At 64.4% G+C, this 25,483-nt stretch carries 24 protein-coding genes; 12 read left to right on the top strand and 12 right to left on the bottom strand.

Going from position 1 to position 25,483, the window contains the following annotated elements; translation table 11 throughout:
- Window positions 1-3: 3 nt before the first annotated feature.
- The gene (locus tag A5634_RS07060) at window positions 4-834 is read right to left on the bottom strand and encodes an oxidoreductase (protein ID WP_065143345.1); all 831 of its coding nucleotides are present in this window, start codon (window positions 832-834) and stop codon (window positions 4-6) included.
- Window positions 835-848: 14 nt separating this feature from the next.
- Window positions 849-1,121, bottom strand: coding sequence for a hypothetical protein (locus tag A5634_RS07055; RefSeq protein ID WP_216638718.1), 273 nt, complete (start codon window positions 1,119-1,121; stop codon window positions 849-851).
- A gap of 178 nt (window positions 1,122-1,299) precedes the next feature.
- Between A5634_RS07055 and A5634_RS07050 the strand changes: the two genes are divergently transcribed.
- Complete coding sequence (locus A5634_RS07050; RefSeq protein ID WP_172831650.1) at window positions 1,300-2,001, top strand: MspA family porin; 702 nt, start codon at window positions 1,300-1,302, stop codon at window positions 1,999-2,001.
- On the opposite strand, the gene A5634_RS07045 is transcribed toward A5634_RS07050, so the two are convergent.
- From A5634_RS07045 to A5634_RS07030, 4 genes are all read right to left on the bottom strand, one after another.
- Window positions 1,974-2,684, bottom strand: coding sequence for a nitroreductase family protein (locus A5634_RS07045; protein ID WP_065143343.1), 711 nt, complete (start codon window positions 2,682-2,684; stop codon window positions 1,974-1,976). The genes A5634_RS07050 and A5634_RS07045 overlap by 28 nt on opposite strands.
- A gap of 4 nt (window positions 2,685-2,688) precedes the next feature.
- Window positions 2,689-4,203 (bottom strand): Hsp70 family protein, encoded by a 1,515-nt coding sequence (locus tag A5634_RS07040; protein ID WP_065143342.1) that lies wholly within the window; start codon window positions 4,201-4,203, stop codon window positions 2,689-2,691.
- 11 nt (window positions 4,204-4,214) lie between these two features.
- Window positions 4,215-6,452, bottom strand: coding sequence for a carbon starvation CstA family protein (locus A5634_RS07035; RefSeq protein WP_065143341.1), 2,238 nt, complete (start codon window positions 6,450-6,452; stop codon window positions 4,215-4,217).
- Window positions 6,453-6,550: 98 nt separating this feature from the next.
- Window positions 6,551-8,074, bottom strand: a complete 1,524-nt coding sequence (locus A5634_RS07030) for an ATP-dependent DNA ligase (RefSeq protein ID WP_065143407.1) — start codon at window positions 8,072-8,074, stop codon at window positions 6,551-6,553.
- A gap of 112 nt (window positions 8,075-8,186) precedes the next feature.
- Here A5634_RS07030 and A5634_RS07025 point away from each other — a divergent pair, with 112 nt between their 5' ends.
- Both A5634_RS07025 and A5634_RS07020 read left to right on the top strand, forming a co-directional pair.
- A complete protein-coding gene (locus tag A5634_RS07025; RefSeq protein WP_065143340.1) occupies window positions 8,187-8,945 on the top strand; it encodes an SDR family NAD(P)-dependent oxidoreductase in 759 nt (252 codons plus the stop codon).
- Between the two features lie 80 nt (window positions 8,946-9,025).
- On the top strand, window positions 9,026-11,191 hold the full coding sequence (locus A5634_RS07020; protein WP_065143339.1) for an acyl-CoA dehydrogenase: 2,166 nt from the start codon (window positions 9,026-9,028) through the stop codon (window positions 11,189-11,191).
- Here A5634_RS07020 and A5634_RS07015 read toward each other — a convergent pair.
- Window positions 11,188-11,523: a Zn-ribbon domain-containing OB-fold protein gene (locus A5634_RS07015; protein WP_065143338.1), complete on the bottom strand. Its 336-nt coding sequence runs from the start codon at window positions 11,521-11,523 to the stop codon at window positions 11,188-11,190. The genes A5634_RS07020 and A5634_RS07015 overlap by 4 nt on opposite strands.
- A 60-nt stretch (window positions 11,524-11,583) precedes the next feature.
- On the opposite strand from A5634_RS07015, the gene A5634_RS07010 reads away from it, so the two are divergent.
- The 3 genes from A5634_RS07010 to A5634_RS07000 all read left to right on the top strand — a co-directional run bounded on the left by A5634_RS07010 (window position 11,584) and on the right by A5634_RS07000 (window position 15,323).
- A complete protein-coding gene (locus A5634_RS07010) occupies window positions 11,584-12,771 on the top strand; it encodes a thiolase family protein (RefSeq protein ID WP_065143337.1) in 1,188 nt (395 codons plus the stop codon).
- A 10-nt stretch (window positions 12,772-12,781) separates the two neighbouring features.
- The gene (locus A5634_RS07005; RefSeq protein WP_065143336.1) at window positions 12,782-14,239 is read left to right on the top strand and encodes a FadR/GntR family transcriptional regulator; all 1,458 of its coding nucleotides are present in this window, start codon (window positions 12,782-12,784) and stop codon (window positions 14,237-14,239) included.
- A gap of 118 nt (window positions 14,240-14,357) precedes the next feature.
- Window positions 14,358-15,323, top strand: a complete 966-nt coding sequence (locus tag A5634_RS07000) for a sensor histidine kinase (RefSeq protein WP_065143335.1) — start codon at window positions 14,358-14,360, stop codon at window positions 15,321-15,323.
- 824 nt (window positions 15,324-16,147) lie between these two features.
- Here the strand turns inward: A5634_RS07000 and A5634_RS28595 are convergent.
- From A5634_RS28595 to A5634_RS06990, 3 genes are all read right to left on the bottom strand, one after another.
- Window positions 16,148-16,285, bottom strand: coding sequence for a hypothetical protein (locus A5634_RS28595; RefSeq protein ID WP_172831643.1), 138 nt, complete (start codon window positions 16,283-16,285; stop codon window positions 16,148-16,150).
- Between the two features lie 220 nt (window positions 16,286-16,505).
- Complete coding sequence (locus tag A5634_RS06995) at window positions 16,506-17,048, bottom strand: hypothetical protein (RefSeq protein WP_065143334.1); 543 nt, start codon at window positions 17,046-17,048, stop codon at window positions 16,506-16,508.
- Between the two features lie 279 nt (window positions 17,049-17,327).
- Complete coding sequence (locus tag A5634_RS06990; protein ID WP_065143333.1) at window positions 17,328-18,809, bottom strand: cytochrome P450; 1,482 nt, start codon at window positions 18,807-18,809, stop codon at window positions 17,328-17,330.
- A gap of 121 nt (window positions 18,810-18,930) precedes the next feature.
- Here A5634_RS06990 and A5634_RS06985 point away from each other — a divergent pair, with 121 nt between their 5' ends.
- Window positions 18,931-19,578, top strand: coding sequence for a TetR/AcrR family transcriptional regulator (locus tag A5634_RS06985; RefSeq protein WP_065143332.1), 648 nt, complete (start codon window positions 18,931-18,933; stop codon window positions 19,576-19,578).
- Between the two features lie 77 nt (window positions 19,579-19,655).
- Window positions 19,656-20,534 carry an SDR family oxidoreductase gene (locus tag A5634_RS06980; protein ID WP_065143404.1) on the top strand — a complete coding sequence of 293 codons (879 nt, stop codon included), beginning with the start codon at window positions 19,656-19,658 and terminating at the stop codon, window positions 20,532-20,534.
- On the opposite strand, the gene A5634_RS06975 is transcribed toward A5634_RS06980, so the two are convergent.
- Together A5634_RS06975 and A5634_RS06970 are read right to left on the bottom strand one after the other, a co-directional pair.
- Entirely contained in the window at window positions 20,531-21,568 is a 1,038-nt protein-coding gene (locus A5634_RS06975) for a DNA polymerase IV (protein ID WP_065143405.1), read from the bottom strand. The genes A5634_RS06980 and A5634_RS06975 overlap by 4 nt on opposite strands.
- Entirely contained in the window at window positions 21,565-22,173 is a 609-nt protein-coding gene (locus A5634_RS06970; protein WP_155769403.1) for a TetR/AcrR family transcriptional regulator, read from the bottom strand. The genes A5634_RS06975 and A5634_RS06970 overlap by 4 nt, the downstream gene beginning before the upstream one ends.
- A gap of 100 nt (window positions 22,174-22,273) precedes the next feature.
- Here A5634_RS06970 and A5634_RS06965 point away from each other — a divergent pair, with 100 nt between their 5' ends.
- The 4 genes from A5634_RS06965 to A5634_RS06950 all read left to right on the top strand — a co-directional run.
- Window positions 22,274-22,831 (top strand): NAD(P)H-dependent oxidoreductase, encoded by a 558-nt coding sequence (locus tag A5634_RS06965; RefSeq protein WP_081290246.1) that lies wholly within the window; start codon window positions 22,274-22,276, stop codon window positions 22,829-22,831.
- Window positions 22,832-23,283: 452 nt separating this feature from the next.
- Window positions 23,284-23,523, top strand: a complete 240-nt coding sequence (locus A5634_RS06960; RefSeq protein ID WP_065143331.1) for a redoxin NrdH — start codon at window positions 23,284-23,286, stop codon at window positions 23,521-23,523.
- Between the two features lie 30 nt (window positions 23,524-23,553).
- Window positions 23,554-24,000 (top strand): class Ib ribonucleoside-diphosphate reductase assembly flavoprotein NrdI, encoded by a 447-nt coding sequence (nrdI, locus tag A5634_RS06955; protein ID WP_065143330.1) that lies wholly within the window; start codon window positions 23,554-23,556, stop codon window positions 23,998-24,000.
- Window positions 23,970-25,483, top strand: a 1,514-nt coding sequence (locus tag A5634_RS06950; protein ID WP_216638717.1) for a ribonucleotide reductase N-terminal alpha domain-containing protein, incomplete at its 3' end; no start/stop codon positions are given. The genes nrdI and A5634_RS06950, both read left to right, overlap by 31 nt.

Raw genomic sequence — 25,483 nt, 5'->3', positions numbered from 1 at the left:
TCCTCAGTCGTCAAAGGTGGTGTTGATGGTGAGTTGTTCCCACGCGTCGACCTCTTTGGCGCGCCGCTCTGCGATGTAGCGGTAGGAGAACAACGCGTCCTCGCCGAGCAACAGAAATGCGGGAGGCTCGTCCGACTCGACGGCGGTAACGATAGCCGCGCCCGCTTTGACCGGGTCGCCGGTCTGCTTGCCGTGCATGGTGTCGTTTTCCTTGCGGCGCCGCCCGGCGGTGTCGGCATAGTCATCGATGACCGTGGCGGTCTGTAGCAGAGAACGTCCGGCGAAGTCGGTGCGGAATGCCCCGGGCTCGACCACGGTAACCGAAATGCCCAGTGGCGCAAGCTCACCGTGCAGTGCTCCGCTGAGTCCCTCGATTGCCGCCTTGGCTGCCGAGTAGTAGCCCGAACCCACCGGCGTCAATTGCACTCCGATCGAGGAGATATTGACAATTGCCCCGGACCGGCGCTCCCGCATGTCGGGCAAGACCGCTTTGATCATGGCGACGGTGCCGAAGAAGTGTGTTTCAAACAGGGTGCGGACGGCGGCGTCCTCGCCTTCCTCAACGGCGGCACGGTAGCCGTAGCCGGCGTTGTTGACCAGAACGTCGATGCCGTCGAACCGGTCCTGAGCTTGTTGCACGGCCGCGGTGACCTGCTCAGCGTCAGTGACGTCCAGCTCTACGGCGAGCACCCGATCGGGTGTGGCCTCGGCCAGGTCGGCGACCTTGGTGACGTCGCGCGCGGTGACAACAGCATTGTGGCCGACGCCGATCACAGCCTCGGCGAGCGCACGACCAAGTCCGGTCGAGCAACCGGTGATGAGCCAGGTCGACATTGACGCGCGCTAGGTCAGAACCCGCCGACCCGGCACGTGACGAAGCGGTTCTGGCAGTAATTCCCGGTACCCGGCCACTCGAATGACCGGCCGTCTCGATCGCGTGGATCCAACGACAGGGCGGGGTAGAGCGTCGTAGCGAAATCGTCGATGACCGGAGGCGTTGCGTCGTCGGGATCCGCGCGGGCCACTCCGGAGCCGGCTCCGATGGCGATGATCAGCCCGATAATGCCGGTCAACAGCGACCAAGCGAACTTCTGCAACATCATGATCGCCCTCTCTGCCACGAACTACCGGCGTTACCAACCGTACCGCTGAGCGGGACAAAAAGGCAGCGCATCCACAGGCGGCCCTCCCAGCCTGCCTCGGCTCGGTCGCGAACCAGCCACAAACCAACAACAACTGGGAGTTAGCAGTCGAGCAAAGCCGCGGAACGAATCGGACCGTGCCTACGGTGGGCCAGTGATGCCGATCTTCGCGGTAGTTCGCCGTGCTGCGGTTGTCGCAGTATGCCTAGGGTTCGCCACGATCGCGCCTCCCGCTGCCGCCGAGCCCGAGCCGGCGGCTCCTGCCGGCGCGGTAGTTCCAGACAACGGCGCGGTGCCCTCCAACCCCCCGTCCCGGGTGACCACGCCCGACGGGTACACCCTGGCCCTCGGCGCCAAAGAAGAGCGGCAACTGCCGATCCCACCGCTGACCACCGCGGTGTCCTCCCGCGAATACCTGTCCAGCGGGATCTTCGTCGGCTCGGTCGTCGGGCCGGAACCGCACGGCTCGCTCGAGGTCGGCTACGAGATCGGTTGCGGGATCGACATGAGCACCGCCAACGGCGTCACGATCGCCAACAGCGGTGGAGTGGCCCCGTCCCTCGGCGCGCAGCTACCGGTGGGACCGGGAGTCGGCAACGGCCCCGCGCTGCTGCCGCTGATCACCACCCCCTACAGCGGGGTGGTCAGCGTGGGACTCAAGCCCGGATTCGTCGTGGTGGTGCCGGTCGCCAGGAAAGAGTTCAGGGGCGCTAATCCGTGGGTGATGATCAGCGATTTCCACATGAAGATCGACGGCTGCGTGGGCCAGTCGTTCGTCCGCTCGTATGCGACCCTGACCCGCATGACCGACGAGTCAGACGTGGTGATCTCCTACGTGGGCGTCACGAAAGCGGTTTGAAAGCGGTTTGAGGCACGTCCGTCCTCGAAGACCGAGCCGTCGAAACGGTCCTGGGTGACGAACTCCGAGACCGCCCGACGACGCAACTTGGTCAACTGACGAGTGGGTTTGCCCAGCGGCACCAACGCGGCGACGGCGTGCGTGTCTGGAATACGCAACAGATTCCGGACGCGGTCTTCGCGCGCAATGGCCATCGTCGTCATCGTGCCTCCGTACCCCTCGTTTCGAGCGGCCAGCAGGATGTTCCAAACCAGCGGGTATACCGACGCGCCGGCGGCCAGGCCCACTCGGTCCAGATCCTGATCGATGGCCGCGACAACTCCTAAATCGACGGACACTACCAACACAACGGGGGCCTTCGCGATAGGTGCGATAAACGCCTCGGGAACATCGGTCGCGTCGATGACGCTCTGCGGAACCTGGCTGGGATGCAGTGTGTTCCAAGGGTATTCACCTGCGTTCAGCTGCGCGAAGTAGCGACGGGAGGCGAGCACGCCGAGCTCGGCCAACTGACGGCGGATTTCGACGTCGCGGACCACGGTCACGTGCGCGCCTTGGCGATTACCGCCACTCGGGGCGAACCGGGCGTTGTCGAAGATGCGGTACAAGACGTCGTCGGGCAGCGGGTCGTCGGTGAATTCACGCGCTGCGAACGCGGTGCGCATTGCGTCGTAGAGTTCCATCGCTTCAGGCACGCCGTTCGAGACGGAAAGTGCGCCGGAAACCGGCCGGTTGCGTCGTAAGGGTCACTTCTACCGCCCCGCTCGGGGCAACGACGTAGCGTTCCTCCACCTGCGGTCCGTCGCTGCATCTTCCGACCGGTTGGCGGCCGAGATCATCCCGGTCGTGCAGGGACGGGTCGAACGGAAACAGCACCGGGTCATACGGGGTGACATCTCCGTCGGGACGGCCATTGACCAGCCGGCTGCATTCCACGAAGCGGAAATGCCCGATGTTGTGCGCGGCACGGTAGGTGCGGCTCACCACCAGCGGCGTGCGGCCATCGGCGGGCAGCGAGGCGTCCTTGGGGACGATCGGGTCGAAAATCACGTCAGAACCGGCCTGCGCCTCGCGGAACACACCGAAATGTCGCGAAAATCGTTCGGAGAGAACAAAACCGGCGTCGGTGTCGAGAAACACCGCGAGGCCAATGGCTGTCGCCGCGAACGGGTGCGGTGAGCGTTTGACCCGCTTTTCGCCGAACTCCGCCCGCAGCATGCGAGAAACGAGCGGAAAACTACCCGCACCGCCGACCACGTAGATGCCGGCCACCTCCGACCACGGGACGTCCTTGCCGTCGCCGGCCGGGTCGTGCAGCACCCGGGAGAGCAATTCGCTGGTCTTGTCGACCAGCGGTGCGCAGACCGCGTAGACGTCGTCGATCGGGCAGAAGAATGGCGGCCGATCCGGGTCGAGGGTGGCCAGATCAACGAGAAATCGGCGCGTCTGCGGGCCGACCGCCTCTTTGCGCGCGGCGCATTCCTCCACCAACAACGCGTAGTTCTCCGCGTCAAGCTGCGGCAGCTTCGACTGGGCAACGACCAGCTGTGCGATCGCGTCGTCGAAATCGTCCCCGCCCAACCGCTGGATGCCCTCGCTGACCACGACTTCGTTCACGTGCCCGGCCATCTTTAGCAGCGACGCGTCAAAGGTGCCGCCACCCAGGTCGTAGATCAATACGTACTCGCGCTTGGCGGTGATCGTCGAACGGTACCGGTGGGCGTATTCCAGCCCCGCGGCCGAGGGTTCGTTCAACAATGCCACCACCTGGAAACCCGCCGCCACGAAGGCGTCCAGCGTCATAAAGCGTTGGGTGCTAGAGGAATTGGCGGGCACACTGATCGCGGCTTCGATGCGCTCGGTCGCGGCGGCGCCGGCATTCGAGCGGTGGCAGAGATCGCTCTTGAGCTGTGTGAGGAAGCCAGTGAGCAGATCGGCCAACCGGTGTTCGCGTCCAGCCAAATTCACTGTGGTGTGTGGTCCGGCGTCGCCCAGCAGGCGCTTGAACGACCGGAGCACCGACCAGCCCGGCTGGTGGCGGACTGCGGCGGCGTCCAGGCCAAACCTGAGTTCGCCCGCGGCGTTGGCGGCGATCAATGACGGCCATGCGTCCACCCCGTCGAACGCGACGACCGGGTAATTCCCGCGATCGACAATCGCAGCGACGGTGTGGGTGGTGCCGAAGTCGATACCGACTCTCATCGGTTCCGATTCTAGGTGCTATCGGCGGGTGTCCGGGCGGCGTCCCACAGCTTTTGCACGTCGCGTTCGGCCGCGGTGGGAATCAACCCGGACGGGGCGAATCGGTTGGAGTCCACCGGCTCGTCCTCGGTGGTAGGGTGCACTACCCCACGAATTGCCTTGGCCGACACCACAATTGCGGCGGCAAATACGATGAGAACGACCGTCGCGAAGAGCACCGACAGGGTGCCTTGCACGAAGGTGTTCCGGATGACGTCATCGAGCTGGCGCGGGTTGGTTGCCGAGACGAACGCGGTCTTGCCGGCCTGTCGCGCCGCCGAATACTGGAAATGCTGCGTCCAGTAGCCCACTTTCGGGTCACCGGAGAAGATCTTCTGCCAGGACGCCGTCATGGTCACAGCGAGATCCCACAGCAGTGGTATGCCCGGGATCCACGCCCACCGCAGCATTCCTTTCTTGATGACCACCACCGTGATGACAGTCAGCGCGATCGCGGCCAGCAGTTGGTTGGCGATGCCGAACAGCGGAAACAGGGTGTTGATGCCACCCAGCGGATCGGTCACACCCATCAGCAGGATGCCACCCCACAGCGCGACCACCACCACGCTGCACATCCATACGCCAGGGCGCCAGCTCGGGTTTCGCAACTTGGCGAATGGACCACCGAGATTGCCCAGCGCGTCGGAGAGCATGAAGCGGTTGACGCGGGTGCCCGCATCCAGGGTGGTCAGGATGAACAGCGCCTCGAACATGATCGCGAAGTGATACCAGAACGCCTTGAGGTCGGCGCCACCGAACACGCGGTGCAGTACTTCGGCCATACCGAATGCCAGCGTCGGTGCGCCGCCGGTGCGCGACACGATTGATTGCTCGCCGACGCTGGTGGCTGCCTGACTGATCTTCTCCGCGGTGGCCGGCGCGCCGGACAAGCCAAGCGTGTTGACATAGGTTGCGGCGGTGTCCGCGGTGCCGCCGGTCTGCGCGGTTGGCGCGTTGAGAGCAAAGTACAGATGCTGGTCGAGTATCGAGGCGGTGATCAGCGCCATGACGGCGACGAACGACTCGGTCATCATGCCGCCGTACCCGATCAGCCGCATCTGGCTTTCCTTCTCCAGCAGTTTCGGTGTCGTCCCCGAGGAAATCAGCGAGTGGAACCCGGATAGGGCGCCGCAGGCAATGGTGATGAACAGAAACGGGAACAGAGCGCCGGCGAACACCGGACCGTCGGCGTTGGTGGCGAACTGGGAAATGGCGGGTGCCTGCATGACTGGTTGCGCGATGCAGATCCCGATCGCCAGCACAGCAATAGCCCCGACCTTGATGAAGGTCGACAGATAGTCGCGCGGAGCCAGTAGCAGCCACACCGGCAGCACCGAGGCCGCGAAGCCGTAGCCGACCAGACACCAACACAACGTAACCGGGGACAAACTGAACCAGCTTGCCCCCCAGGATGTTTCGGCGACCCAGTTACCGGATGCCAGCGCGAGCAGCAGCAGTACGAATCCGATCACCGATACCTCTGTCACCCGACCGGGACGCAGAAAACGCAAGTAGCAACCCATGAACACAGCGATTGGGATGGTCATCGCGATGGAGAACACACCCCACGGGCTCTGGGCCAGCGCCCGAACGACGATCAACGCCAGCACCGCGATGAGGATGACCATGATGACCAGCACTCCGATGAGCGCGGCGGCGCCGCCGACGACTCCCAGTTCGTCGCGTGCCATCTGGCCCAGCGATCTGCCTCGCCGACGAGTGGACATCCACAACACCAGGTAGTCCTGCACGCAACCGCCGAACACCGCCCCGAAGATGATCCAAATGGTTCCCGGCAGGTACCCCATCTGGGCGGCAAGCACCGGACCGACCAGCGGACCCGCTCCGGCGATAGCGGCGAAATGGTGCCCGAACAGTACGCGCCGGTCGGTCGGCACGTAATCGGTGCCGTCTTCGAGAACTTCGGCCGGGGTGGCGTGGTCGTCGCGCGGGCGAACGATTTTCATTTCGACCCACCGCGCATAGAAGCGGTAGGCCACGATGTAGGTGCAGATTGCGGCGGCTACGAACCAGATCGCGTTGACCGTCTCGCCGCGCGCGAATGCGACCACCGCCCAGGCGATCGCGCCAATTACTGCGACGACAGCGAAGAAGACCCGGTGGCCCACGGTGATTGGGAAGTGGTCGACGATGGCGACCGGCGGCAGGTCGGGCTCGGTCCGCACGTAGCTAATCTTGTGGTCAGCCACGGCGGCTCCTTCTCAACGTCACTGGCCAGAGTGAATTTACCGCTTGAAGCCAGGCGGGCATGTCGCGTCGCATACTCGTTAGCGCCGCAGCTCCCGGATCAGTACAGGGCGCGAACGGCGTCGATGGTGTCGGCTTCGTCGGGGCGTTTGTCGTCGCGGTAGCGCACCACGCGCGCAAAGCGCAGCGCCACTCCGCCGGGGTAGCGGGTCGAGGCCTGCACTCCGTCCAGCGCTATCTCGACCACCTGTTCTGGCCGGACGTGCACGACGTAACCGTCCGTGCCGCCGACCGCGATCTCGCTGAACCGGGCTGTCTGCCACGCCAGCATTCGGTCCGTCATGCCCTTGAATGTCTTGCCCACCATCACGAATTTGCCGGTCTCGGGGTCGCGCGCACCCAGGTGGATGTTGGACAACTTGCCGGTGCGCCGGCCTGAACCCCACTCGACTGCCAGCACCACCAGGTCCAGGGTGTGTACCGGTTTGATCTTGAGCCAACCGGCTCCGCGTCGGCCGGCTTGATACGGTGCGCCCGGCGCTTTGGCCATTACCCCCTCGTGTCCGGCCCGCAGGGTCGAAGTCAGGAATGCCGTCGCCGCCGACGGATCGGAAGTGGTCAACCGGTCTACTCGCTGGGTCGGCGGGATCAGTGAGTCCAGGGCGGCCAGTCGCTCGGTGGTTGGGGCGTCGAGCAGGTCGGCGCCGTCGCGGTGCAGGATGTCGAAGAAGAACACCGAAAGTGGCTGGGCGGCACGAGCATTGGCTACATCGACGGATCGGCCGAACCGCGACGCGGTGACCTGGAAGCGGTGTGGACGATTGTCTGGACGCAACGCGATCGCCTCGCCGTCGGCGACCAGGTCCCGAACTGGCAAGGCAAGGGTCGCTTCGACCACCTCGGGAAGTCGCGCGGTGACATCGTCCAGGCTGCGCGTGTAGACGGTGACATTTCGGCCGGACCGGTGGATCTGTACTCGTGCCCCATCCAGCTTCGCCTCGAAGATCGATGTGCCGCTGTGCTTTTCGAGCGCGTCGGCGACGCTGGTCGCGGTCTGGGCCAGCATCGGGCCGACCGGCCGGCCGACTTGCAGAGCGAACTGGTCGAGGGAGGCACCGGTTAATGCCGTCGCGGCCACCGCCGGCAGATCCCCGCCCAGCATGGCCGCCCGCTGGACCGCGGCGGCGGGGATGCCCGCCGCTTTGGCAACCGCGTCGGTCATGACGCCGATCAGGGCGCCCTGGCGCAACTCACCGCTTAGCAGGCGCACGAGAAAGGTCTGCTCGGTCTCGGTGGCCGCGGCGAACAACCCGTTGATCAACCCCGCGCGGCGGGACTGGGAGCCCTTGCCGCAGACGCCGCCGATCTCGGTGAATGTGGCGTCGACCTCGCCTACGGTCAGCACCGGATCCGATGCGGGGGGCGGGAGGGAGCGCAGCGCGGCCCAGCCGACCCCGATCTGGCGTTGCCGCAACTCGCCGGACAGCCACGACACGACGGTCGCGACAAGTTCGCCGGCGCCGGCGGCACGCCGCAGCAGATCGGCGATGTGGCTGACCTTGGCCAGGCGCGAGGAGGTAGCGCCGACCTTAAGCGATGTGCTTGCTACGTCGAGAAGGAGCACGGAATCGAGCTTGTCATGAGGCACCGACAACCCTGCACGCCGGACGCGCTACGGTGACGGGTTAACGTTACAAATCACTAGCAATGTGACAACTTAGAAATCGGAGGTTCGGGTGGAGATCAGCGGAAAGAAGGTCGTCGTCATCGGCGGCGCTTCGGGGATGGGACGTGCCAGCGCCGAACTTCTGCACGCGCGTGGCGCGCAGGTTGCGGTGTTCGACCGGGAGAACTCAGACGGCAAGACCGTTGCCGAAGGTGTCGGCGGAAAGTTCTACCCGGTCGACGTCACTGACTTCACCGGCACCGAGGAGGCCCTGCAGGCTGCGGTCGATGATCTCGGCGGCCTGCATGTCACGGTGACCACCGCCGGTGGGGGTATCGCGAAGCGGACGATGACCAAGACCGGTCCGCACGATCTGGAGTCCTTCCAGTCGGTGGTGAACCTCAACCTGATCGCCAGCTTCAACATCAGCCGGCTCGCGGCGGCGCACATGAGCAAGAACGAACCGGAGGACGACGAGCGCGGCGTCATCATCAACACCGCTTCGATTGCGGCGTTCGAGGGGCAGATCGGCCAGGTTGCCTATACCGCAGCCAAGGCCGGCATCGCCGGTATGTGCCTGACCATGGCGCGCGACCTGGGCTCGCTGGGCATCCGGGTGCTGGCCATCGCGCCCAGTTTGTTCGCCACGGGATTGACCCAGGGCATCCCCGACGAGTTCGCGGCGGCACTGACCAAGGACGCGGCGTTCCCCAAGCGGCTCGGCCGGCCCGAGGAGTACGCCAAGCTGGTTGCCGCGATAGTCGACAACCCGATGCTCAACGGCCAGTGCCTGCGGCTGGACGCCGGGCAGCGGTTCGCGCCCAAGTAACCGGCCCGCCCGGGCGGGCCCTCCAGGGCGCATTGAGTACACTCTTTAGTGTAATCAGCAGCGCCTTGAGGAGGGCCCGCATGGGTATCGCACTGACCGACGACCATCGCGAACTCGCCGAGGTAGCTCGCGGGTTCTTGACCGCACAGAAAGCGCGCGCGGCGGCCCGGTCGCTGCTCGATGCGCCCGAGGAGGGCCGGCCCGCGTTCTGGGGGGGCATCGTCGAACTCGGCTGGCTTGGTCTGCACATCGACGAGGCGCACGGGGGCTCGGGCTACGGACTGCCCGAACTGGTGGTGGTGATCGAGGAACTGGGCCGCGCGGTGGCACCCGGGCCGTTCCTACCGACCGTGATCGCGTCCGCGGTGATCGCCCAGGACGGCACAGCCGATCAGCAAGCGCGGTTGTTGCCGGGCCTCATCGATGGAACTGTTACTGGCGCAGTCGGTTTAGGCGGCCGGGTGCAGGTGGCCGACGGCGTTGCCGATGGCGACGCCGGAGTCGTCCTCGGTGCCGGGCTAGGCGAGTTGCTGCTACTGGTTGCCGGCGCGGACGTGGTGGTGCTCGAGCGCGGTCGCGACGGCGTGTCGGTGGAGGTGCCGGACAACTTGGACCCCACTCGGCGCTCCGGACGGGTTCGCCTGCAAAACGTGCAGGTGACCGACGACGACATCCTGCCCGGGGCGCGTGCCTCGGCTCTGGCCCGCGCGCGGACGCTGCTCGCCGCCGAGGCAGTCGGCGGGGCAGCCGATTGTGTGGAATCAGCGGTCGAATACGCCAAGGTGCGCAAGCAATTTGGCCGCACCATCGCGACTTTCCAAGCGGTAAAGCATCATTGCGCGAACATGGTGGTCGCATCCGAATCTGCCCTCGCCTCGGTCTGGGACGCCGCGCGTGCGGCAGCCGAGGACGAGGAACAGTTCCGTCTGGTCGCGGCGGTCGCCGCGACGCTGGCCTTTCCCGCCTATGCGCGCAACGCTGAACTGAACATCCAGGTGCACGGCGGTATCGGCTTCACCTGGGAGCACGATGCGCATCTGCATCTGCGTCGGGCGTTGGTGAGCTCGGCCGTGGCAGGCGGCGATGCGCCGGCCCGCGATGTCTTCGACTTAACTGCCGGCGGCGTCGTGCGGGAGAACAGCTTGGATCTGCCGCCGGAAGCCGACGAGCTGCGCACTCAGATCCGTTCTGACGCTGCCGAACTCGCCGCCCTGGAAAAGCAGCCGCAACGCGACAAGTTGATCGAGACGGGCTATGTGATGCCGCACTGGCCCAAGCCGTGGGGCCGCGCCGCCGACGCGGTGGAACAGCTGGTCATCGAAGAGGAGTTCCGCGCCGCGGGCATCAAGCGCCCGGACTACGGGATCACCAGCTGGGTCATCCTGACCCTGATTCAGCACGGAACAGACTGGCAGATCGAAAGATTCGTCGAAAAGGCGTTGCGCAAAGACGAGATCTGGTGCCAGTTGTTCTCCGAACCCGAGGCGGGATCGGACGCGGCGTCGGTCAAGACCAAAGCGACGCGGGTCGACGGCGGTTGGAAAATCAACGGTCAGAAGGTCTGGACGAGTGGGGCCCAATACTGCGCGCGCGGTCTGGCCACTGTGCGCACCGACCCGGAGGCGCCCAAGCACGCAGGCATCACCACCGTCATCGTCGATATGAAAGCACCCGAGGTCGAGGTGCGTCCGCTGCGCCAGATGACCGGCGGCGCGGAGTTCAACGAGGTGTTTTTCAACGACTTGTTCGTGCCTGACGAGGACGTCGTTGGAACGCCCAACTCCGGGTGGACGGTAGCGCGCGCGACGCTGGGCAACGAGCGGGTCAGCATCGGCGGCAGCGGATCGTTCTATGAAGGCCTGGCAGCGCAGTTGGTGACGGGGGCTCAACAACGTTCCGACGAGGTGGCCGGCGTGATCGTGCGCGTGGGTACCTATCTGGCCGAGGAGAACGCGCTGCGGTTGCTGAATCTGCGCCGCGCCGCCCGCAGCGTCGAAGGAGCGGGGCCCGGCCCGGAAGGCAACGTCACCAAACTGAAGTTGGCCGACCACATGATCGAGGGGGCCGCGATCGCGACGGCGCTGGCCGGTCCCGAAACTGCGCTGCTAGATGGTGCGGGCGCGCTGGCCGGACGGATGGTCATGGGTGCCCGCGGCATGGCGATTGCCGGCGGCACTTCGGAGGTGACCCGCAATCAGATTGCCGAGCGGATTCTTGGCATGCCGCGTGACCCGCTGATTAACTAGGCGGGCGCGAATTGGGGTGCGCCGCTGCTGCCTTTTTCGGGCCGCAGCGTAACGGGCATTCCGCAGCACACCGAATCCGCTTCGCAGTCAACGATATTGGCCGCAACTCGCAGCCCGTCCTGTTCGCTGAGCTCGACAAGGGCGATAACGTAGGGGACCGGGACCTCTGGGTTATAGGGGTGGTGGTTGACCGTATAGGTGAACACCGTCCCCCGCCCGGACACCGGTTGGGCCGTCAACGGTCCGCCGCAGTCGCGGCATTCGCCGGCGGCCGGGTGCACCCAGCGCACGCACTGTTCGCAGTGGTCGATAAGCAGAGGCTCAGCTGACACGTCCAATACAGTACACTCAATTGTTCGCTGTATGACGCGTTGGTACTACGGACGGTGTAGATGAAGTACTTCGAGAAAGACGCCATCCTGTCGGGCATCGGCATTTCGCGGATCGGTCGACGCACCGGCATCCCGGGTCGGGACTTGACCATGGAGGCCGTACGGGCAGCCATCGATGATGCCGGCCTGCAGCCTGCTGACATTGACGGCATCGCAACCCTGGGCGACACGCCCGCCGCCGAAGTCAATGCCGAACTACAGATCGACGCAGCCGACTGCGGAAGTGGATTCGGCACCGGCGGTCTGTTGAGTCCGGTGATGTCGGCCTGTCGCGCCGTCGCGGAGGGTCGGGCGCGCCATGTGGTGATTTACCGAACCATCCAGATGCTGGGCGGCACCGTTTTGCCGCAGCAGAAGAACGCTCCGGCACCACCTTTGGCCCGGATGTTCGACGCGCCCGAGGGGGAGCGGCCCGCCGTCGGCGCCATGGACGACATTAACGACCTGGTTGCGGCGCACGCCTACTCCGCGGCCAATTGGTTGGCGCTCAACTGTCGGCGCCACATGGAGTTGTACGGCACCACCAAGGAGCAACTGGGCTGGGTTGCCCTCAACGGCCGTCGCAACGCGGCGTTGAATCCGCTTGCGGTATACCGCGATCCGATGACCATGGACGACTATCTAGGTGCGCGGCCCGTGTCGACACCGTTTGGCCTCCTGGACTGCGACGTGCCGATCGACGGTTCGGTCGCCGTGGTGGTTTCGCGCGCCGAGTACGCCGCAGACTGTCCGCACCGCGCCGTGCGGGTCGAGGCGATCGGCGGTTCCGACGGTGCCGGGGGCTGGTTCCATCGGCCCGATTATCCGAAGATGGCGATGTCGGATGCGACGGCGCAGATGTGGTCCCGGACCGATCTGAGCCCGACGGACATCGACCTGGCCCAGTTGTACGACGGCTTCACCTATCTCACGCTGGCGTGGCTGGAGGCCATCGGTGTCTGCCGCGACGGCGAGGCCGGCCCGTTCGTCGAGGGTGGAAGCCGCATCGCCCGCGACGGGCAACTGCCGCTCAACACCTATGGTGGCCAACTGTCGGCGGGACGGATGCACGGTTATTGGGCGTTGCACGAGGGCTGCCTGCAACTGCGCGGCGACGCGGGACAGCGGCAGGTAACTCAACGTCCGGAGGTCGGCGTGGTTTCTGTGGGCGGCGGTCCCGTCGCGGGGTGCATGCTCCTGACATGCTGAAAAGGCGGCCGTGAGTACCGAACCGGACACCGCATGGGCGGATAAACGGGCCGCGAAGATTGCCCGCCGGATCGAGGCCGACATCGTCCGCCGAGGCTGGGCGGTCGGCGAATCGCTCGGGTCGGAGTCTGCTCTGCAACAACGCTATGGAGCGAGCCGGTCGGTGCTGCGCGAAGCCGTCCGGCTCGTCGAACACCATCAGGTCGCCCGGATGCGGCGCGGACCCAACGGCGGACTACTCATTTGTGAACCCGACGCGGGCCCGGCTACCCGCGCTGTCGTCATCTATCTCGAGTACCTGGGCACCACCCTGGCCGACCTGCTGAATGCCCGGTTGGTGCTCGAGCCCCTGGCGGCATCCCTGGCCGCCGAACACATCGACGAAGCCGGGATCGCCCGGCTCCGAGCGGTGTTGCAGTCGGAAGAGAATTGGCGGCCGGGCCTGCCCGCGCCCCGCGACGAGTTCCACATTGCGCTGGCCGAGCAATCGAGAAATCCTGTGCTGCAACTATTTATCGATGTGCTGATGAGGCTGACCAAGCGGTATGCCCGCGCCTCGCGGACGGACTCGGTAGACGACGCGACGCGGGCCGCCCACCAGATGAGTGGCGCCCACGCAGACATCGTCGCGGCCGTGACTGCCGGTGATTCGGCACGGGCGAAAACGTTGAGCGAGCGACACGTGGAGAATGTGACGGCCTGGCTGGTTGAGCACCACGACCCCACGGGGGCCAGATCCGGCTCGGCGGGCAAGCGCGCTCGGCTCACCGCCGAGGCGCCGCGCGGAAAGCTCGCCGAAGTGTTGGCGGCCAACATCGCCGACGACATCGCTGCCAGCGGCTGGCAGGTGGGCTCCGTTTTTGGCACCGAGACCGCGCTGCTGGAGCGCTACCGGGTGAGCCGGGCAGCACTGCGGGAAGCGGTGCGGCTGCTTGAATACCACGAGGTCGCGCGCATGCGCCGGGGACCCGGCGGAGGGCTGATTGTCACCAAACCCCAGGCGCAGGCCAGTATCGACACCATCGCGCTCTACCTGCAGTACCGCAACCCGAGTCGCGAGGACCTGCGCTGCGTGCGGGATGCCATCGAGATCGACAACGTCGTCAAAGTCGTCAAGCGTCGTGAGGAGCCGGAGGTGTCAGCCTTTCTGGATCCGCGGCGCTGGACCTACGCTCCCGACCAGACCGCCGAGGATGTGCACAACGCCGCGGTCGAAGAGTTCCGTTTCCACGTCGGTCTGGCGCAACTGGCCGGCAATGCGCTACTGGACCTATTCCTGCGCATCATCGTCGAGCTTTTCCGGCGGCACTGGTCCACCACCGGGCAAACCGAACTGACATGGAACGACGTCGTGGCCGTCGAACACGCGCACTTGCGCATCCTCGAAGCGATCGGATCCGGCGACGACAGCCTGGCCCGCTATCGGACCCGGCGCCACTTGGACGCCGCCGCGTCGTGGTGGCTGTGAAAACGACACGCGTAAATGTCAAAGCGCGCGCATAGCAAATCCTTTTCCGGGGTACAGGGATACTCGAAGCGTGTCCGGTACAGAGGCGTGTCGGCACTGTCAGGTAGCAGGAGCCCACATGACCACGAGCACGGAGATCGGGCAGCGAGGCTTCGTTCATTCCGCGTTGTTCTACCAATCCGAGCGTGAGTATCTGGATTTCGTGGTCCGGTTTGCCGCCGACGGCTTTGCTGTCGACGAGCCGCTGTTGGTCGCGGTGCCCGGTGACCGGCTAGCGATGTTGGGTCCGGCACTGTGCACCGCACGGGCCGGCTCGGACGCCGAACTGCGTCTGATCGACATCACCGAAGTCGCTCGCAACCCAAGTCGGCTGCTGGCAATGCAGACTGCTTTCGTCGAGAAACATCCCGGTCAAAGTGTTCGGATGGTGACTCAGCTGGTCTGGCCGGAGCGTACCGCCGATGAGCGTCTGGCGTGTTTGGAGCATGAGGCGCTAGTGAACGGAGCGCTCAAGAATTGCAACGTGATGGGCCTGTGCCTATACGACGCGACCCATTTGACCGATGATGTGCTGGCCGGGGCGCGTAGTTCGCACCCTTTGCTGTGGAAAGGTGGATCGGCCTATCCCAGCGTCGACTACGCACCCGATGAGGTCCTGGCGCGCTGCAATCAACCCCTTCCGCCCAACCCCGGAGCTGTGAGGTACACGGTTCGCGACGGCGCCGACCTACGTCCTGCCAGGTCGTTCGCCGCCGACTATGCCGGCTGGGTCGGACTGTCCAAGGACGGGTTGGACGACCTGCAGATGATTGCCACCGAACTGGCCAGCAATAGCCTGCAGTACACCGGTGGCTCCTGCCACTTGGCCTTCTGGCGGCACAACGAGCATCTGGTCTGCGAGGCTCGCGACGCCGGACGGCTCGAAGATCCGTTTGTCGGATTCCGGCGTCCGGGTGCGCACGCGACCGCGAGCCGGGGCCTGTTCCTGGTCAACGCGATGGCGGATCTGGTCCGGACGCACACCACCGCGAACGGCACCACCATTCAGGCGTACCTGCGGTTGGGCCCGTCCCAGGAATCCTGACGGGCCGGGCCCACCGCGGGCGCGTCAGTTATTGCGGCGGCAGCGGGTTTTCACTTGGCGGCACTACCGGCCCGACCGCAGGCGGAGGAGCTGGACTCGGTGCACATCCAGCCGACGCAATGGCGAACGCCGCAATCAACACAGCGCCCACGATTTTGGCTGCCTGGTTCACTTTGCTCGTCGCGCTCACGGTCGTGGCCTCCTTTGGTAGGTAATGCGCCGGTGGCATCCGCCGGTGGCAGAGTCCGCCGGGGCAGGTGTTACCTGTGTCACAGTAGCCGCTTAATTGACGCTCCGGAAGATGGCACCAGCGTCAAAATTATTGGGGCACAATGGAATTCACGGATAAACGGGGATACGCCAAAGCCACGACTCGGCGGGTGGGCCGGTCGTGCAGCTGCCGCGCTAGTTCGTTAGCGAGCGATTACCTACCGCGAGCCGCTCGGGTTCTCGAAGCCGGGGCCTGTTGGGTCGACACTGAAATCCTTTTGGCAGCCCACCGCGAACACCGCGAAGGCCGCCAATATGATCGCGCCGATTACCTGTACTGTCTTGTTCCTGGTGCGCATTGGCCTTGCCTTTCCAAACTTGTTTCGTGAGCGTGCTCGATTGCGGCGAATTTGGTGCCTGTGATGGTATCGCCGTGCAGTGACTACGGAGCCGTTTCTGGCTAATGCATAGAAATTTCGAAGGACGCCTTGGCGACTGAAGTGGAGGCCTTCGAAGAACGCGCCATTTGTTTGCTAGGCAAGCGTCATCCCGCTGGGAACCACTGTGTTATCAGCGGCCCCCAGCGGGATCCCCCGACGCTTGGGTGATCCGGCCTACTGGGTGTACTCAGTCATCGGATCGACAGCGCGTTCCGCCGCACAACCCGCTGAGGCCACGGCCAGCGCCGCGGCCAACACCGCAACCAGAACGCGAAGTGACTGCATCCCCCGACCGGTCTTTTTCGCACTCATCGGCCGTGCCCTTCGTTTGCTGGATTCACCCTTGTCGCGATTTTCACCGCTATCAGGATGCTAACGCCGGTGCCGTCTGTGGCGTGGCGTTTTGCCATGAACTCACTGCATTTGATTACCGTGCCGCGCAATGAACTTGCCGCAGCCTGGCGCATAGCAGCCGATCCAGCCGACGCGGACGACCTGAGTGGGTCTTGTGAATCGCTTCAGACACGCGGCACTAGTAGTAAGTGAGGTCGTCGTTGTTGGCCTCGTTCGACTCCGTAATGCGGTGTTTTGAATCAACGGCGAGGACCAGCCAAAAGGCGCTTGCCTTTTGGTTCGTCTCGCCGTGCACTCGAAGCTTGATCGTCTTGGTTTGACCGGGTTGGAGCGGCTTGATCGAGGAGCAGTTCGTCTTCGTCGCACCATTGTCACCGCTACGCACCGGGTTGGAGCAGTACCAGCCCTGGCCGGCTGTGGGCTGCAGGTCTAGCAGTCCCAGGCCGGGGCCGAGGTTTATCTGTAGGTCAAGGTCAATCCCGTTGGCACCAGTGGCGCCCTTGCCCTGGTTCTCGACCACGATCGGAATCGTGGCGGACTCGCCGACATCGATGGGTTTGGAATACCTTGTCCCAGCGACCAGGTCCGGTAGTGAGCCGGACGGTGCTGCCGTCGCGGCGCCAGGTGCCAAGACCGTGGTAAATAGCCCCAGGGTCAACGCGGCCGTGACGGCGGCAGCGTATGTGTTGGTCTTGCCTGATCTCTCAGGGATTTTGCTCATGGCACTTCTCTCTTGTCTGACGCTCGAGGGTTCCGACGCTTGACGCAAGACCGTGCCATTTACGCCTTGGTGGATCCTTGATACGCAACGCCGAATCGGCGCGACAGGGGAGCTGAATAACGACGAGCGTTAGTTAGACGGCCCAGGATTCGACGCTGTCCACGTTCGCGCGAGCGTCGCGCGCGCAAACCGCCTGCTGGCCTGGGAAAACTAGGTCACCTGCGCAGCGGAGTAACCACTGTTGTGGCGCATCCCGATTGCGAATGGGCGCTCGGCGTACTACAGCGGGCGCAGCACAATGTGCATGCCGTCCATCGGGACGGGCATGCCGCCGTAGTCCCAGCGCGGCTTGTAGTCGGGCCGCGGCAGTTCGAGCCGGTAGCGACGCAACAGTCGGTGCAGGATTGTCTTGACTTCCAGCTGCCCGAACACCATCCCGATGCACTTGTGTGCGCCGCCGCCGAACGGCGTGAACGCATACCGGTGACGCTTGTGTTCATTGCGCGGCTCGGTGAATCGCTCCGGGTCGAATTTCATTGGGTCCGTCCAGATCTCGGGCAGACGATGGTTCATCCCGGGGAAGGCCGTGATGTTGGTGCCCTCGGGTAGGTAGTAGCCCAGCAGCTCGGTGTCGCGCACCGTTCGCCGCATCGCCCACTGGACGGGCGTCACCAAGCGGATCGACTCGTTCATCACCAGGTCGAGTGATTCCAGCTTCTCCAGCGACTCGATGTCCAGCGGCCCGTCGCCAAGGCGGTCCGATTCGTCGCGGCAGCGTTGTTGCCACTCCGGATGAGCGGCCAGGTGGTAGATCATCGTCGTGGCCGTCGATGTCGAGGTATCGTGCGCCGCCATCATCAGGAAGATCATGTGGTTGATGACGTCTTCGTCGGAGAACCGGTTACCGTCCTCGTCTTCGGTTTGGCACAAGACCGTCAGGAGGTCGTTGCCGTCCTTGCCGCGCCGCTCCTTGACCCGCTCGGCGAAATACTTCTCCAGCAGTTCCCGCGCCTTGAGGCCGCGCCACCAGGTGAACGGTGGCACACCGGTGCGGATGACCGCGTTGCCGGCGCGGGTGGTGGTCGTGAATGCCTTGTTTACTTTGGTGACCAGCTCACGATCGCTGCCGGGCTCGTGTCCCATGAACACCATCGAGGCGATGTCGAGTGTCATCTCCTTCATCGCCGGATACAGCAGGAAGCGCGGGTCGTTCGTCGGCCAGTCGTCGCTGATGACGTGCGTCACCACCTGGTCGATGTGTTCCAGGTAGCCGACCAACCGGGACCGGATGAAGGCTTCCTGCATGATGCGGCGGTGGAACATGTGCTCTTCGAAATCGAGCAGCATCAGTCCGCGGTGGAAGAACGGGCCGATGACGGGGACCCAGCCCTGCTGGGAAAAGTCCTTGTTGCGGTTGGAGTAGATGGCTTGGGCGGCGTCTGGACCCAGCGCCGTGACGAACGGGAGGAACGGCGAGTCGCCGAAGATCAGCGGGCCCTTGGTCTCGTAGAGAAACATCAGATAGTCCGGGCCGCCGCGCAGCATTTCGATCAGGTGACCCAGGATCGGTAGGCCCGCGTCGCCGACGACCGGCTTGAGCCCGCTGCCCGGCGGGGGATCGGCGAGCGTCTTTTCCGGGAATTGGGTGGTGCGTAACTTGCGTTCGACCAGGCCCATGCCGGGGAAGTTGTTGAACGACGGGGTGAATCGACGTCGCGCCTGGTCAAGGAGATATTCGGGGGTGCTGATAGTCGTCGTCATTGACGCGCGCTCCTAACCGGTTGTGGTAACCGTCACTATTCTCAATAGTTTCGGACAAACTTGACGCCTGTCAAGTTTTCTTTTTGAATTGGTCTGGTGCAGGGTCGAAGCGTGAGCACAAGTGCCTAGCCAGGCTGCCAACGACGAAAGCGCAGCGCCGGCGCTGCGTCGCCGTGGCGACAAGCATCGGGTAGCGATCATGCAGGCGGTGCGTGATCTGCTCGAAGAAAGTCCGTTCTCCGAGCTTTCGGTGAGCACGATCAGTCTTCGCGCCGGAGTCGCCCGATCGGGCTTCTACTTCTATTTCGACTCCAAATATTCGGTGCTGGCCCAGATCCTGGCCGAGGCAGCCGAAGAGCTCGAGGAGTTGACCCAGTACTTCGCTCCCCGCCAGCCCGGGGAGTCGCCGGAGCAGTTCGCCACGCGGATGGTCGGCAGTGCGGCCGCCGTGTACGCGCACAACGACCCGGTGATGAACGCGTGTAATGCGGCGCGCCACAGCGATATCGAGATCCGCGAGATCCTCGATCGCCAGTTCGAGGTGGTACTCGGACAGATTGTCAGCATCGTCGACGCAGAGGTGGCGGCCGGGACCGCACAGCCAATCAGCGACGACCTCCCGACCCTGATCCGGACGCTGGCCGGGACCACCGCGCTGATGCTGACCGGCGACGCGCTGCTGGTCGGACGCGACAGCGATCTGGACCGTCGGGTGCGGGTGCTCGAGCAACTGTGGCTCAACGCGCTATGGGGCGGTCCGGCCCGATAGACCAGCTTGCGGGGCGATTCGGGCCTCGGCGTGCCGTAGCGGCCTCGTCGTAAAGGCCCGCCGGTATGGTCACGTCCATGGCGCAGAACAATTCCGGGCGGTATTTCGCGGGAAAGCGGTGTTTTGTGACGGGCGCGGCCAGCGGCATCGGCCGTGCCACGGCGTTACGGTTGGCGGCCCAAGGGGCCGAACTCTATCTGACCGACCGCGACGCGGAGGGGTTGGCGCAGACCGTGGCCGACGCGCAGGCGCTGGGAGCTCAGGTGCCAGCGCACCGCGCATTGGACATCTCTGACTACGAGCAGGTGGCCGCCTTCGCCGCCGACATCCACGCCGCACATACCAGCATGGATGTCGTGCTCAACATCGCCGGCGTTTCGGCGTGGGGAACCGTCGACCGCCTGTCTCACGAGCAGTGGACCAAGATGGTTTCAATCAACCTGATGGGTCCGATCCACGTCATCGAATCTTTCGTCCCACAGATGGTCGCGGCACGCCGGGGCGGGCACGTGGTCAACGTGTCCTCCGCGGCCGGGATAGTCGCGCTGCCCTGGCATGCCGCCTACAGCGCCAGCAAGTACGGACTGCGCGGGCTCTCTGAGGTGCTGCGCTTCGACCTCGCTCGCCATCGGATCGGGGTGTCGGTCGTGGTGCCGGGCGCGGTGAAGACTCCGTTGGTCAACACGGTCGAGATCGCCGGTGTAGATCGCGAAGACCCGCAGGTGGCCCGCTGGGTGGACCGATTCAGCGGTCACGCCGTCTCGCCGGAGCGCGCCGCGGAGAAGATATTGGCCGGGGTGGCCAAGAACCGTTATTTGATCTACACCTCGCAAGACATCCGCGCCCTCTATGCGTTCAAGCGGCTGGCCTGGTGGCCCTACAGCGTGGCGATGCGCCAGGCCAATGCGATCTTCACCCGCGCATTGCGGCCCGCACCGCCGAAACTACAGCGTTAAGAAGGCATCTCGAGTTCTAGGCGTACTCCGAGCAGCCGGACCGGGCGGTCCAACTCGAACAGATCCAGGATGCGCAGGGCCGTCGCCGTGATGACCTCGGCATCGGTGCTCGGCGCGTCGAGTTTGCGGATCTTGGTGCGGGTGAAGAACGTTGACGTGCGCACCGTCACCGCGACGCGGGTCACGATGCGGCCGGCGTCCACCACCTCGCCGAGTGCTTGAAGGGCCAATTGCGTGACGGCTGAACCCATTTCGGTCCGGTCGGTAAGATCGTGCGGGAACGTGATCACATGACTGCGGGAGCGTGGTACCCACGGTTCGGCACTCACCTCGGTGTCGCCGCCACCCTTGGCCAATAGCAACAGCCACAGGCCGGTGCGTGGTCCGAACGCCGACGTCAACAGCTCCGCGTCAGTGTGTGCGAGCTGATGGACCGTGGTGATGTCAAGGGCAGCAAGCTTTTTCGCTGTCTTAGGCCCGACACCCCAGAGTGCGTCCACCGGACGGTCGGCCATCAGCGTCATCCAGTTGGCGTCGGTGAGCTGAAAAACTCCGGCCGGCTTGGCGAAGCCGGTGGCGACTTTGGCGCGCTGCTTGTTGTCGCTGATCCCTACCGAACAGGACAGTCCGGTCAGGATTGCGACGACCGTGCGGATCCGTTCGGCGACCTCGATTGGTCCCCGGTCACCGGGCACTCCGACATACGCCTCGTCCCAACCCCAGACCTCGACCGGATGTCCCAGGTCGCGCAGTAACCCCATCACCTGTTCGGAGGCCGCGTCGTAGGCGGCGGGATCCGAGGCCAGGAACGTCGCGTCCGGGCAGCGGCGCACCGCGATGCGTAGGGGCATGCCCGCGTGCACCCCGAACTCGCGTGCCTCATAGGAGGCGCACGTGACGACCTTGCGCGGTTCCGCTGGGTCGCCGCTGCCGCCCACGATCACCGGCAACCCGGCCAATTCGGGGTGGCGGCGCAACTCGACCGAGGCTAGGAACTGGTCGAGGTCGACGTGCAGGACCCAGGTGTGACTCACCGCCCACACAACTTGCGGGCCAAGCTTGCCCACGCCGCGCTCAGCGTTTCTTCGGTATGCCCGCCCTCGTTGAGTTGATGCTCGACGTAGTCGACGTCGAGCAACGCCAGCAGCGCATCGGTTTGCACCTCGAGATCGCCCGTGGTGTGTGCCGATTGCAGCAGTACCCGCACGTGCCGGCGTTGTACAGCGGCGGCGCCCTGGTGTCGGGTGTGCGGATCGCGGTTGGCGGCCGACAGCAGCTCGTGATGGGTATGTGCAAAGCAGATGCGTTCCCGGCCGAACGCAATCAGCCGATCCAGTGGCGGCGCATCGGGGCCCAGCGGCGGGGGCCCGAACAGAAAGGCCTGCTGGTTCGCCTTTTCGTCTTCGTCGAGCAGCACCATCATCAGGCCGGCTCGGCTGCCGAACCGCCGAAACAAAGTTCCTTTGCCCACGCCGGCGGCGGCGGCGATGTCGTCGGTGGTGACGGCCTCGGCACCGCGTTCTGCCACTAAGTTGCGCGCCGCTTCCAGCAGCAGCGCCCGGTTGCGGGCGGCGTCACTTCGCTCGGGAAGGGCGGTTTCTTGCAGGCGGATTCCAGCAGCAGGCACACCCAGCTGGATTTCGCTCACCTATGCACTGTAACTCCGCAGGAATAAAACGGACCATAGTCCACTTATCTCATGCGAAGATGTAGACCGGCTAACCGAGAGGGACGAAAAAGTGACCGAAACCAAGATCCTGGCACTGGTGGGAAGTCTGCGCGCAGGCTCGATCAACCGCCAGATCGCCGAACTGGCCGCCGAGGTAGCGCCCGCGGGTGTCACCGTCACCGTGTTCGACGGGCTGGGAGAAGTGCCCTTCTACAACGAGGACCTCGACCCCGGGGTCGGTTCGGACGTCGAGGAACCGTCGGAGGTGGCGGCGTTGCGTGCCGCGGCAGCCAGCGCCCACGCCGCCTTGGTGGTCACTCCAGAGAACAACGGAACGATCCCGGCGGTGCTCAAGAACGCGATCGATTGGTTATCCCGACCGTTCGGCGACGGCGCGCTGAAGGGTAAGCCGTTGGCGGTCATCGGCGGCTCGCTGGGTCGGTACGGCGGGGTGTGGGCGCACGACGACACGCGCAAGTCGTTTGGAATCGCCGGCGCCCGGGTCATCGACGAGATCAAACTCTCGGTGCCGTTCCAGACTTTGGGCGGTCAACCGCCGGCGCGCAGCGCCGAGCTGACCGACAACGTGCGGGACGTCGTCGGAAAGCTGGCTGCCGAGGCCGGCTGAGCAGGCCCTCAGAGCCGTCGGCGGGTTCGTCGGCGGCTTTGCTGGCATTCGGCGGCCTCGCTGGGCCGAGGGGATTTGTCGGTGCCCGGTGCTAAACCTGAGCACATGTACACCTACTGGGCAGGTTGTGATCTGCGACACGCCGATGCGACACGAATGACAGGCTTACTACCTGGGAATTTCAGGAATGTCATTCAGAACATCTTGTATCTCTTCACGTCCCGACCCCCTAGGTGTAGTGTTCGGTGGACCGGCAGAACCCAGGTTCACCAGTCCCGACCGGCCAAGCGGGGCACGATGAGCTTCCCGGAAATCGGTATGACCAGGTCGATCGACATGGTGCCGCAAATCGGGAATCTGGGGCCCTTCCGGGGCGCTGAACATAGCGCGGACCCACCACACAGTCGTTGCCAGTCCCGTAACTTCCCACTTCCGCAAAGGAGCGGTACGCCATGAGCATCACCGTCTACAGCAAGCCAGCATGCGTGCAGTGCGTCGCCACCTACAAGGCGCTGGACAAGCAGGGCATCGCGTATCAGAAGGTCGACATCACCCTCGACCCCGAGGCGCGCGACTACGTGATGGCTCTGGGCTACCTGCAGGCGCCTGTGGTGGTCGCAGACAACGCGCACTGGTCCGGTTTCCGTCCCGATCGCATCAAGGCGCTCTCCGAATCCGCGATGAGCGCCTAGTGCGGTAGCAATCAGGTAAGGGAGGTTGCGGTGATCTCGCGCAACCTGGTGTATTTCTCCTCCGTGTCGGAGAACACCCACCGCTTCGTCCAGAAGCTGGGTGTTCCCGCCACGCGGATACCGCTGCATGACCGCATCGAAGTCGACGACCCGTACGTGTTGGTCCTGCCCACGTACGGAGGCGGCCGGGCGACTCCGGACATCAACGATGGCGGATACGTCCCCAAGCAGGTCATCGCCTTTTTGAACAACGAGCACAACCGCTCACTGATCCGTGGCGTCATCGCCGCGGGGAACAACAACTTCGGTGCGGAATTCGCCTACGCGGGCAATGTGGTCTCGCGCAAATGCGGTGTTCCGTATCTGTATCGCTTCGAACTGATGGGTACCGAGGACGACGTCGACGCCGTTCGTGCGGGCCTGGCTCAATTCTGGAAGGAACAGACGTGCCACCAACCGTCACTGCAGAGCCTGTAATCGCCGGCACGCACGGTGTGCCGGACGAAACGGACTACCACGCGCTCAACGCGCGGCTGAATCTGTACGACGCGGACGGCAAGATTCAGTTCGACAAGGACGTGCTGGCCGCCCGTCAGTACTTCCTCGAGCACGTCAACCAGAACACCGTCTTCTTCCACAATCAGGACGAGAAGCTCGATTACCTGATCCGGGAGAACTACTACGAGCGTGAGGTACTCGACCAGTACTCGCGAAACTTCGTCAAGACGCTGCTGGACCGGGCTTACGCCAAGAAGTTTCGCTTCCCGACCTTCCTGGGTGCGTTCAAGTACTACACGTCCTACACGCTGAAGACCTTCGACGGAAAGCGCTACCTGGAGCGCTTCGAGGACCGTGTCGTCATGGTCTCGCTCACCCTTGCGGCCGGTGACACTGCCCTGGCCGAAAAGCTGGTGGACGAGATCATTGACGGCCGGTTCCAGCCGGCCACCCCGACGTTCCTGAATTCGGGGAAAAAGCAACGGGGAGAGCCAGTCTCGTGCTTTCCGGCTGGAACGCCGGTGGATACCCCCGAAGGGCCCCAGGCGATTGAGTCTTTGCGCGCTGGTGACCGGGTGCTGTCGCACGACGGTTCATTCTCCGTTGTCGAGTCGGTCATCGAAAACCCGAATGACCAGCCGTTGGTTCAGATTTCGCACTTCGGTCATAGGCAGCCGATCCTGTGCACCCCGGAGCATCCGATCCTTGTATGGACGACGCGGGATGTGCAGACACTGATCGACGGTGATGGCGCCGATCCGTTCAATGGCTTCGTGTGGTTGGCTGCCAAAGACATTCGTCCCACAGATTTCATCGTGACGGCGGCGCCGTTGGAGGCACGTTCTAGGCGGGTCTATGACCTGATGCAGTACGTCGGCGAGGGTCAATACGAAGAGGTCGACGGTCTCATCCACAAGGTGAACATTGATCTGAAGCACCGGAGCAAACAGCGTCACCGCATCAAGTTCGTGTCGGTGAATCGCTACGTTGAGGAGTCCTATGACCTCGGGCTCATCCTCGGCTGGTACATGGCTGAAGGGCACATCTCCAAGAGGTCTGGGCCGGACAGCATGAAGACGCCCAACGGCATCCACTTCACGCTCGGTTCGCACGAACTCGAGTACCAGCACGAGTTGGGTGCAGCCTTCAAGCGAGTCTTCGCGGCAGATTTGGCCGTCCACCAAAGTGTGTCGGACCGCTCCGTGCGCATGATTTGCAACAGCAAGGTGGTGGCTTCGCTGTTCCTTTCGTTGGTCGGTACCGGTTATCACCAGAAGCGCTTATCGCACGAGGTCCTGACCGCCGACGACGAATTCCAGCGTGGGCTATTGGCTGGATTGTTCCGCGGAGACGGGTGTTCGACCACCGGCGGTATGGTGCTCGACCTGGTGAACCCGGAACTCATCGACCAGGTGCAACTCCTGCTACGCCGCGTCGGCATCATGTCGCGAGTTCGCCAGTA

It is taken from the genome of Mycobacterium asiaticum (assembly GCF_001673365.1).
Taxonomy (GTDB): Bacteria; Actinomycetota; Actinomycetes; order Mycobacteriales; family Mycobacteriaceae; genus Mycobacterium; species Mycobacterium asiaticum_A.
The sequence above is the reverse complement of the archived record's forward strand: the minus strand, read 5'-3'. Positions and strand labels throughout refer to the sequence as shown.

Excerpts from the sequence above, each read along its gene's own strand:
- A5634_RS07000 (WP_065143335.1), top strand. The coding sequence starts at position 14,358 with ATGACCACGAGCACGGAGATCGGGCAGCGAGGCTTCGTTCATTCCGCG.
- A5634_RS06980 (WP_065143404.1), top strand. The coding sequence starts at position 19,656 with ATGGCGCAGAACAATTCCGGGCGGTATTTCGCGGGAAAGCGGTGTTTT.
- A5634_RS07010 (WP_065143337.1), top strand. The coding sequence starts at position 11,584 with ATGAAGTACTTCGAGAAAGACGCCATCCTGTCGGGCATCGGCATTTCG.
- A5634_RS06990 (WP_065143333.1), bottom strand. The coding sequence starts at position 18,809 with ATGACGACGACTATCAGCACCCCCGAATATCTCCTTGACCAGGCGCGA.
- A5634_RS07060 (WP_065143345.1), bottom strand. The coding sequence starts at position 834 with ATGTCGACCTGGCTCATCACCGGTTGCTCGACCGGACTTGGTCGTGCG.
- A5634_RS06995 (WP_065143334.1), bottom strand. The coding sequence starts at position 17,048 with ATGAGCAAAATCCCTGAGAGATCAGGCAAGACCAACACATACGCTGCC.
- A5634_RS28595 (WP_172831643.1), bottom strand. The coding sequence starts at position 16,285 with ATGAGTGCGAAAAAGACCGGTCGGGGGATGCAGTCACTTCGCGTTCTG.
- A5634_RS07045 (WP_065143343.1), bottom strand. The coding sequence starts at position 2,684 with ATGGAACTCTACGACGCAATGCGCACCGCGTTCGCAGCGCGTGAATTC.
- A5634_RS07050 (WP_172831650.1), top strand. The coding sequence starts at position 1,300 with ATGCCGATCTTCGCGGTAGTTCGCCGTGCTGCGGTTGTCGCAGTATGC.
- A5634_RS06960 (WP_065143331.1), top strand. The coding sequence starts at position 23,284 with ATGAGCATCACCGTCTACAGCAAGCCAGCATGCGTGCAGTGCGTCGCC.
- A5634_RS07040 (WP_065143342.1), bottom strand. The coding sequence starts at position 4,203 with ATGAGAGTCGGTATCGACTTCGGCACCACCCACACCGTCGCTGCGATT.
- A5634_RS07020 (WP_065143339.1), top strand. The coding sequence starts at position 9,026 with ATGGGTATCGCACTGACCGACGACCATCGCGAACTCGCCGAGGTAGCT.